Source organism: Candidatus Dependentiae bacterium (assembly GCA_020431705.1).
GTDB lineage: Bacteria > Babelota > Babeliae > Babelales > Vermiphilaceae > JAGQHQ01.
Genome location: JAGQHQ010000008.1, coordinates 25700 through 35802 on the forward strand (window position 1 = coordinate 25700; position 10103 = coordinate 35802).

Below are 10103 nucleotides of genomic sequence, written 5' to 3' on the forward strand. Positions count from 1 at the left end.
CGATGAGAACAACACAAAATCTCCTTATATTACTATCCTTTTTATTCTCCACAGCATTCTGCCTTCAAGACTATCATCATTATAACGATTTTTACAAGCCAGTTGTCTACTCTCCTGATGGTATCAAGCAATTTCTTATACGCACATACAATCAACCGATTTATGGTAAAGATTTTTTACCAAATAACTTTTGCCATCTTATTCAATTTTTACAACACGGCAAACAAATTGGCCAAACAAAATCATATGCACGTTCGGTAATACGTCTTTTTAACAATAAATTGAAATCAAGTAGCTACATAAATGCATATGCATTTAGCCAATTACTCAAAGAGCTACCACATTTATTGAAAGATTATTTCATCATATATAAATCAAATGAATTACTTGATTCTTTAAAAGATAGTATTTATGAAACACTTTTTGGTTCATTTAAAAACAACTTTAGCTCGTTTAAAAAAAGCCCAACAACATTTTTAGAAAATCTTTCACAAGAAGTTTTGGATATTGTCGAACAAAAAAATACTATTGAAACAACTAACCAAGAATTAAGAAAAACTTTATTAGTGTTTTTAGAAATGAATATCAGCAAACTTGTTTGGAGCCCTGAAGATGGTAAAGATACATGGGAATCAGTTAAGACAATTGCTCATAATATTACGCGTTTAATTGAGCACAATGTAATCGATGATCCAGACGACTTAAATGACCTATTTATTACACTTATCGAGCGTTATTGCTTCTTTTTGGATATTACAAGTGCAGACCTGTCACTTGATTTTTATCAAACAGTAAAAAAGGATATTTCTTCACAATCATTATTATTACTTGAATTAGAAGAACAAGAAGACTATATCACCTCTAAATCAGAAATATTACTTCATAGTCTCACCAAAGCTGAAGCTGGTGCCCGAGCATATAAACAGGGTATTTTAACTAAGTAAAAAAAAAAAGACTTTCAACACATAGTTCAGCAAAAAAAGAAGTTGCGAATAAAAAAAATTCTATTTGACAGTCTTTTGCATAGATGCTATTCTGTTGCGTAGAGGTAGTAATATTTTTACTACCCAAAAAACATTGTGTGACATAATCATATTATGGAATAATGATGAGAATGCATCTTTTATTAATTTTAACTTTATTACTTACTATACCTGCACCATCCAAAACTCAAGAATTTGTATCATCTATCAAATATCTTCCTCTCGAACTGTCCATTTCAATACTTTGCAAAAAATATATACTTCCATCAAACGTTAACTCTAAAAAACTTATAACGTTACACACTCAATACAGCCAGATAACATTTCCTATCAGCAAGCACAATATAATGTGCGGTTATAAAAAGCTTGTTGGATATTGTTTAAGCAATATTATTGTATTATCCGCCCATTTTTTGACACAAAAAATTAATAAAAACTCTAAAAATATTGCAACTTCTGAAACTATTGAAATTATTGAAACTCTTGAAGCTATTAAAAAAAAGAAACTCATTCTTTATTCCATACCTTTATATGTAATTAATTCAGTTGGATTAGATGCTTCAATGGAGTGGGGTGAACGCCTGGCAAAAAGATATGGTGTAATTAACGTAGCTGAAAAATATTTAGGAACTCTAGGAAAAATAGCTACAATAAAACTTTCTCGCACAATAGGTTCGTTATTCTGGTCAACAGCAACTGGTACTGCTCAAACATGCTTTAATGAAAATTGGAATCTACAAAAGCCATCTTTACCGAAAATCAATTTCAAGATCCACGTCGATTACAAATCTAAAAAAACGTGGCTAGAAACTATTGCTGCAAGCCTTGATCTTATAATTGTGACATAGTAATAAATCATAGTTTAAATCAAAAAAAAGGTGCCATTCTGCTGCGTAGAGGTAGTGATATTTTTACTACCAAAAAAAAACACTATATCATATATAGGTATTGGAAATAATAATGAAAGTATATTTTTTAGCTGTAGCGTTGCTGTTTGGTATACTCTCAATAAAAAATGTATTACGAGTGCTATAAAATACTATATGAGCAAAAGTAGACAGACCTCAGATGATCTTAATTATTCTAAAAAAGAGTATTTATTCACTAATGTAATTAATACTGTTGGATACGATACTTCAATAGAATAAGGTAAACGCCGGGCAAAAAAATATGGTGTAATTGATGTAGCTGAAAAATATTTGGGAATTTTACAATAACACCTTCTCGTACTGCTGGTTCTGCATTTTGGGCAATAATTAGTGGTACTGCACAAACATGTTTTGATAAAAATTGGAATCTACAAAAACCATCTTTTCCTAAACTTACTATTGGTATAAAACTTCGCTATAAAATCTAAAAATTATTTATCTAATAATAATCAGATCTTTAAACTCTTTAAGTTCCTTTATAATTTCTTTCATCAATCTTTTAGCTGCTTCTAGCGGTTTTGAAAAATCAACTTGTATATCTTTTTTTATTTTTTGCCCAAGAATTACTGCATCAATAGTCATACGTGGACCTTTTGCCGATTTCAATAATTCGGACATGTAGGCTTCAAAAGACATACTTTTAATATTAATGCCCTTTCCTGCAGCCACGGAAAGACCTTGCAATAATTTACTAAACGCTTGTGCACTTTTTTCTGCAGCCGCTAAGGATTCTTGAGCAACACCTAAAGCAGTTTTTGCCGTTTGCTGTGCAACTTCAAGTGCAGTTAATCGCGGATCTAATACTTTAAGCTCGTTTGCAGCATCTAAAGACACTTTTGCTGCTTCATAAGCTGCTTTTTTTGCAGCCCACTTACTTCCCAATCCAACAACAGCAACACATTCTTTGACACGCTTAAAAGCATCTTCTACTAAATCTTTTGCATTTTTAAATGTTTTGCCCATGAATTCAACACCTTCTTTAAATGTATCTTTTATGTTTTCTCCAACATCTTCCCAATCATCTTTACTAAATGGATTAAAACCTTGCACAACTTTAACACTCACACCAATGCTGGCCACTAGTACAACAACTAGTGCTACTGATTTATTTTTCACTATCGAACTCCCCTAGTAAAAACTCATTAAAATTTAATTTTTAATTGTTTTCTTGCCTTACCAAACTTGCATCCTCTTTTTCTTTTGATGATGTTATTTGTTTAATAGGTTGATGCGACGACGGTCTTAGTTTAGACATTTGAACCCTAAGATCCCTTTTATATTCTTCAATGGATGTATTAGCTAATTTAAGAAGATATCCATCACCTTTCAAACCATACAGTTCAGCCATGTAAGAAATAAGCTCTTTATAAAGATTTACTCGTATATCAAAAATATCTTCTGTTTTGCTGAACTTTTTACGGTTAAGCAGCTTCTCTCTGATAGACACTAAGTGATCCATTAATAGTTTTATCTTCTGTAGTCGAGTCTTATTTCCTGGCTGAGAAATAAATTTCTTTAGATACTCTATATGAGCAATCTCACGCACCACTCCAATGTATGATCTTGGCATACCCTTTTTAGTTTGGTCCGATAGAAAATACTCAATCTGCCCCTCCAGGTCTTTTGGAAGCTCAACATACTTTCCATAAGGGCTCATGCCTACCTGACTTATCTTATCCATAATTGCCCCAAATGCCCCGCTCGTTTTCTTCGACATTTTTTCAGTAGTCTCTTGAAGACGCCTGAGATTTTCAACCTGTTTGATAATTTTTGCTACCCAAATTTTATGTATCACACGATCGATTTGGTCTTTATTAAATCCTTGACGCTTCAACTCTTCTGCTTGTTCTGAAATTTCTTTAACAGTAATTTCTCGATCTCTAACTGTTCGAATTTTACTATCAGCTTCGCGTTGCGCTTCTTTTGGTACTTTGCCTTTACACTTAGAAATTTGTTGCTCGAGCTCATCTTTATCGCGTTTAAGTTTATTGAGGTTCTCTCTAATAGTACCAATAGCCTTTTGTATATTTTTATCGTTTTCCTCTTGTATCTGACGTTGCTTTTTGTCTATATCAGCAAGCTTCTTTTTTGCCTGCTCAAGCTCCGCTTTTGCTTTTGTAATATTTTTTGTTGCTTCCTCAGCAATTTCTTTTGCGCCCCTTTCAAGTAGTTTTGCCCAATTATCAAGCGCCTCTTGCTCAAACTTACCTATTACTTTCCAATCTTTTGGCTTCAAAAAACTCTGAGCACTTACTTCAAGATGAGTCATAAACTGATCAAATAATTTTGCTTTAAACCAAAATTCAATACCTTTAGGAGAAAATGAAAGACGAGTATCACCATATGCACCTCCTAATATACGTTTATCTAACTCAGCTCGTCCATCAATAAAGAAACTTACAAATGGTGGAGATGTACTAGCATGGAAATATACAATAGGACCATCATCTTCTGTTCCACGTTCTTTATCCTTACCAGCACCAGTCAATGTAAAATAAGGTAATTTGACAGTAGACATATAGCCAAGCCCTTCAATCTTCATTTTCTTAGTATCAATTGCAAATCTTAGCTGACTTGTTACGCCCAATATGTCAATTGCACCATCAACAGTAACTCCCTGTTTGTAATAACGCCCAGCAAGTGAAACGTCTATTGGTGAAATATATAACTCAGCGTGTTCAAGACCAAAATTTGGCACTTTTCCTTTTACTTTTTGTGCCAACCCAAGTTCCTTACCACCTATTTTTGCGCCCGAATCAATAATTTGTGCACCAACCTCAACAAGCTCATTGAGATACAAGCCACCTTCAAATGTACCAAACAACATTAAATCAGGTCGTGAGGAAGCAAGCGAAATACTCATGGCCATTTCAACAAATTTATTGCCCCATCCCATTCTGCCGCGCACACCGATGCGAGAAAGAGAAAGAATACCATAACTTTGTGCAGCAGTTTGAATATCTGTACCAGCCTGTAAACCAATTTCACCAATGCTCAGATATGGTATACCAAATGGATTTTTCCACATTCCCTCTACCCAACCACCGATTACTAATTCTGTTGGCGGCACATACGTAAAACCAGTTCTGAATCCTAACGGTTCCTCTTGATTTGGCACTTTAACATTTACCCCAGTCAACACACTGACGGCAATTGGAAAACTGGCCTGTACCAACTGGGCACGTAATAATAATCCAGACGTTTCAAGATACTTGCCAAGTTTAATTTTACCGGGTAATTCAGCAGTTAACGATGAACCAAACAGCCCTGTAGCAAGAACACCATGTAATGTAATTTCATTTAAATCAGAACCAATAGTACCATTCACTTTTTCAAATGGACCACCCATACGACACGTACCAACAAGGTTAAGACCCGCAAAAAAAGTTCGCTCCCACTCTTTGTCGTAATAATCACCAGTTGCTAATACAAATGCCAAATTAGAAAATTCGATTAAATCCAAAAATGCCAAGTTTTTATCTATAGAGGCAAACTTTACTGTTGGCACGCCAACAAAAAATGCAAAGTTTAATTTTTCAAGCGACTTCTTTGCTTTTGGAGCTAATTTTGCTACTACCTTACCAGTACCAGATTTAATTTTTGCCGCGGCATCCTTAGTTAATCCACCAATTTTATCTTTTGCTGCACTCACTTTTTTTTCAATAGCACCTTTTTCTTTAACCGGAATATTCACTTCTTTTTGCGGGGCTATTTGCTGAGCTTCCTTTTTATAATCTTCTGACGATATTCCTTTAATTCTTTGCTTAAGCTCAGATCTTTTTTTCTCAAACTCTTCCCGCTCTTTCGGGGTCATGTCCTTCTTGAGCTTCTCTTCTTCCATTTCAGCAAGCTTCATGTTGTCTTTCACATTTTGAGCCAGATCTTTTAAAGGAGGCTTCTCTTTCGGCTTAACCTCGTCAAGAAAATCATGCTCACCTGCACTGGAGCCAATTTTTCCATGTGCCATACGAATTTTGACTATCACTGGTTGCCCAAATAACATAGTACCGCCCTGCAGTTCTGCTGATCGAGATTTAGAATCAATAACAAGTTGTGGTGCAATAATTTGAACACCATCTAGTACTTTTTTTATAGATCCTGATAATGGAATGAGATTAAGAACAGGCAACTCACTTAATGGTAATGTCTCACCATTTTTAATTGCCTCTTTAAGTGGCGCTAGTGTTTCTTCAATAGTAGACATACCCAACGCACCACCAGTAGTCAGCAAAAAAAAACACAGCAGTACATGAAAACGATTTTTTACAAACTTCATACAAACTTCCCCCTAAGAGTAACGCGCATTTCTAAGCGCATATACAACCACATTTTGCCTAATTTTTTCGATATTAGTGTTAGTGTATTGTATTCACTTTTAATTATTCAATATTTTTCATATAATCCAAACAGAAAATGCCATACAGAAAAGATTTGCGGAAAAAATCAAACAAAAAATTATAATAATTTTTTCAATGGTAAAAACATTTTTATACCAAGATTTGCAGAAGCTAAATAAAAACATAATTAAATTACAAAATTTGGTGAATTTTACGACTAAATTTTATCCCAAAGTTTTTTTACAATAGGTGTTAAAATGTTTTTTATTGTTTGTGCTGGAAATAGCAAATCAAACTCAACTTCATTAAGTGTCACTGGACGACCAGCAACAACTGCATCAAACTCCATTTTAACTTTTGGACTCGTAGTAAAATCAATTGCATAACCTTCAAACACGGCTTTTTTAACATTAAATGCTTTACCACTAAATGTTGCTAGAGCCTGCCCCATCGTACTTATTGTTTGAGCACTTTTTTGAGCTGCAAATAAACTTCCCTTGGCAGCTTCAAGTGCTCCCTGAGCAATAGTCAAACCAGCTTGCGCAGATTTTTCTGCTGCAGCAAGTCCCACTAAACGAGGATCAAGTTTTTCTAATTTATCAGCCATAGCCAAAAAGGTTTTTTTTACTTCATATGATGCTTTTTGTAATGTTGCCTTTGTAGCAAGTGGTACCACTTTTGTACATGACTTTATTTTTTTATAAATCCACGAAAATGGATTTGTAGCACCTTGAGTCATGCTTATGCTAATACCCAAAATAATTACACCAATAAGTGTAAACCTCATTGATTTTTTCATACATTATCTCCCTATTTTTCTATTGATTTCATAGCGAATGGCATCAATTTGATTTTGATTTAATCCTGCGTTTTTTAATTCATTCAAAGCCTTTTGTTTATCTAGCGCAGATTCCTGATCAATAGCAGATTTTTCATCAATATCACTTGATGCCTCTTTTGGTGCTTTACCTTTACATTCAGCAACAGCATCCTTTAATTCCGCTTTAGTACGTTCATAGCGAGCAACTTCTGGTTGAATGTTTATAAGCGCTTTTGCAATACTTGCTTTATTTTCTGCTTCTATTGTACGACGCTTTGCTGACAACTCCTTTATTTTCTGTTTTGCTTCTTGCACTTTTTTATATGCACCTTTTACCTTTGCACGAGCATCTGCTAGATCCCTGTTTGCTCTTTTGACCATTTCTTTTGCACCTTCTTCAAGCAAGATAGACAATGTATCAAGCGCATCTTGCTCCATACGAGCTTTGACAAAGAAATCTTTTGGCTCTTTAAGTTTTGCACTTAACTCAAGATGTGTTTTAAACATACCAATATCATATATAAACCGTGTATGAACACCTAATGGTGAAATATCTGCCAATATTTCGCTAACAATATCTTTGCCAAATAAATGCGCTTCAATCTTACCATTCAAAAATAACTCTGCTTTTCCATCACCTGGCTTAATCGCAAGTGAAATAACTGGCCCATCGTCATCTGTATCACTTGTTTTATCAGCGCCTGCTCCAGTAATTTTTACCGGCCCAATTTTTATTGAAGACACTGCACCAAGTGCATCTATACCCGATTTATCTACTTTCATATGCATAGTAACTTTTTTATTAAAAAGATACGTAATGAGATCAAATTCAACACCGTCATATTTTTTACCACCAAACCACATCACTTTTGGCGAAATTGATAGATGCGCTGTTTCAAATCCAAGTTTTGGTACTTTCTCTTCAACTACTTTTCTAAAGTTTTGAAGTTTGTTAATATCAAAATCCTTATTGACAGCTCTTCCTGCAAGCTGTGTTGCTTTTGCTGATCCTTCAACAATATCAAAAGCAAATGTCACAATATCATCAAGAAAAATTCCCCCTTTAACCGCTCCATCAATCAAAATATCTTCTGTTTCTGAAATCTCACCGTACACATTCACAGCAACTGACTTGCTACCAATACCAAGCTCACCACCAAGACCAATACCAGAAAGTGTTAAAATCCCTTCTGTTGCAGCCGCTACCGCATAATCAGTTGTTGCTTTAAATTTAAGATTTCCTATTTTTGGACCAGGAATACCAAATACATTTTCCCACATACCGCGCATACTAAATTCAAGTGATGCTTTCTCTAACGCCACATTAATCTCACCAACAAACTCTAGCCAATCCTCTTGTTTTGGTGGCTTTATTTCTAGCCCTGTCTCAATACCAACTGTTATACCAACCTCTTTCAAATAAAGGTGTAATTTGAGACCACCTGTTCTAATATTCTTGCCAAATCGCAGTTTGCCAGGAATAATACCACTAATACGAGAACCAAAAATTGCTGGATCAATAAGCCCTTGAACCGTTATTGTAGTTAAATTTTGACCAATCAAATTACTTAACCGCTCCAATGGTCCAGCAATTTTAACACTACCAACAATATTTAACCCTTTATCAACCCTCACTCCAAAATCAGGCTCTTTATAGGCAGTCTGTGAAATAATCAATGCTATTTTATGAAACTGAGCAAGATCCAACATGCTTAATTTGCTATCTATCGCACTAAACTTAAAGCTATCTGGTAGACCCAACAACAAACTAAATCTTGGTGTAATAGATTTAATTTTTCCGATTGCAGTATCTTTCAATTTTTTAGCGGTTTGACTTGGTTGTGTTATAACTTCAAGGTCTTTTTCAAACTTTGCCGCTATATTTTCTAAATTTTTCTCTATAGTTTTTTGACTTACTAATCTTTCAAAAACCTTCTGGGGTGTCATATGAACCATTTTTTCATATCTTCTTTGCTGCGCTTGCTCCTCTTTAACATTCCTCAAAATTATTTCTACATCTGCTTTGCTCAATGTGACATTTCCACGTTCAGAGATAACAACTAGATCTTTTGGAGAAATTTCTTGCCTAGAAATCATGTCTGCAATAGTCTTTTTATCGCTCGCTTTAATAGCTTGCTCAGCACGACGTGTTGATTCTTTTGCATCATGCCGTAAATTCCTAGTATCTAGTGTCACTCCTCTTATTTGTTCAAATTTTGTTGCGATCATTGCTAATTCTTCTGCTGTATAGGTATTACCTATTTCCAAAACATCTTCACTGGAAAGTCTTCCCGCAGCTAGCTCTTGAGCGATGCTTTCTATTTCTTTTTTCTTGTCCGATGACATCGCAACATCAAAATCTCCCGAAGTCAACAACTCATCAGCGCTCCACTGTATATCACGTTGCACGCTTCCACTCACTCTTTTAATTTCAGGAACAGTAATATCAACTTTTTGAGTTTTTGGTACGGGATACTCAAGCCCAATACGTAATTTTGCTATCAAGCGTTGTCCAAACAATTCAACACCAAATTGCAATATTGCTGACTGATCCTCCAAAGAAACATCAAGCGAACGCTCAGAAATAACCATTCGATCAAAAGCCGTTCTCACAGAAGATGGCATTGGAATCGAATCAACAGAAAAAAACTCTGCCAAGGTAAAGGGTTGTCCTGAATCTATAAACTTGCCAAACACCTCCATTACGGTTTTAAATCTTTCTCGAGAATCAGCTACTACTTCTGCATACATACTAAAGGAGAGAAAACACAACACAATTAGCGTTGCTTTAGAGAAAAAATATCTATCTATCTTCATTACTTATTCCTTCTTTCGATAATCTTTTCTTTTCAAAAAAGAATAATGAAACTCAGAAAGTAAACGCAAGCAATTCAAAAAACAAAGTTTAATTTCTCACTAAAACACAACTTGTATATATAAAAGCTTCTGTGTCACTTTTTTCTATTGATTTCATAGCGAATGGCATCAATTTGATTTTGATTTAATCCTGCGTTTTTTAATTCATTCAAAGCCT

Annotated in this window: 6 protein-coding genes; 2 read left to right on the forward strand and 4 right to left on the reverse strand. The window is 34.7% G+C overall.

Going from position 1 to position 10103, the window contains the following annotated elements:
* The first annotated feature begins 2 nt into the window (after positions 1 to 2).
* Positions 3 to 944, forward strand: coding sequence for a hypothetical protein (locus tag KC460_03180; GenBank protein MCA9770347.1), 942 nt, complete (start codon positions 3 to 5; stop codon positions 942 to 944).
* Between the two features lie 386 nt (positions 945 to 1330).
* Positions 1331 to 1831: a hypothetical protein gene (locus KC460_03185; GenBank protein ID MCA9770348.1), complete on the forward strand. Its 501-nt coding sequence runs from the start codon at positions 1331 to 1333 to the stop codon at positions 1829 to 1831.
* Positions 1832 to 2347: 516 nt separating this feature from the next.
* On the opposite strand, the gene KC460_03190 is transcribed toward KC460_03185, so the two are convergent.
* The 4 genes from KC460_03190 to KC460_03205 form a co-directional block, all read right to left on the reverse strand.
* Positions 2348 to 3028, reverse strand: a complete 681-nt coding sequence (locus KC460_03190) for a hypothetical protein (protein MCA9770349.1) — start codon at positions 3026 to 3028, stop codon at positions 2348 to 2350.
* Positions 3029 to 3068: 40 nt separating this feature from the next.
* Positions 3069 to 6188: a hypothetical protein gene (locus KC460_03195; protein MCA9770350.1), complete on the reverse strand. Its 3120-nt coding sequence runs from the start codon at positions 6186 to 6188 to the stop codon at positions 3069 to 3071.
* A gap of 278 nt (positions 6189 to 6466) precedes the next feature.
* Positions 6467 to 7048, reverse strand: coding sequence for a hypothetical protein (locus tag KC460_03200; GenBank protein MCA9770351.1), 582 nt, complete (start codon positions 7046 to 7048; stop codon positions 6467 to 6469).
* Between the two features lie 3 nt (positions 7049 to 7051).
* Positions 7052 to 9886: a hypothetical protein gene (locus KC460_03205; protein ID MCA9770352.1), complete on the reverse strand. Its 2835-nt coding sequence runs from the start codon at positions 9884 to 9886 to the stop codon at positions 7052 to 7054.
* Positions 9887 to 10103: the final 217 nt, after the last annotated feature.

What these genes read in the sequence shown, in the direction of transcription:
- KC460_03185 (MCA9770348.1), top strand. Translation starts at nt 1,331, where the DNA reads ATGTGCGGTTATAAAAAGCTTGTTGGATATTGTTTAAGCAATATTATT.
- KC460_03205 (MCA9770352.1), bottom strand. Translation starts at nt 9,886, where the DNA reads ATGAAGATAGATAGATATTTTTTCTCTAAAGCAACGCTAATTGTGTTG.
- KC460_03180 (MCA9770347.1), top strand. Translation starts at nt 3, where the DNA reads ATGAGAACAACACAAAATCTCCTTATATTACTATCCTTTTTATTCTCC.
- KC460_03195 (MCA9770350.1), bottom strand. Translation starts at nt 6,188, where the DNA reads ATGAAGTTTGTAAAAAATCGTTTTCATGTACTGCTGTGTTTTTTTTTG.
- KC460_03200 (MCA9770351.1), bottom strand. Translation starts at nt 7,048, where the DNA reads ATGAAAAAATCAATGAGGTTTACACTTATTGGTGTAATTATTTTGGGT.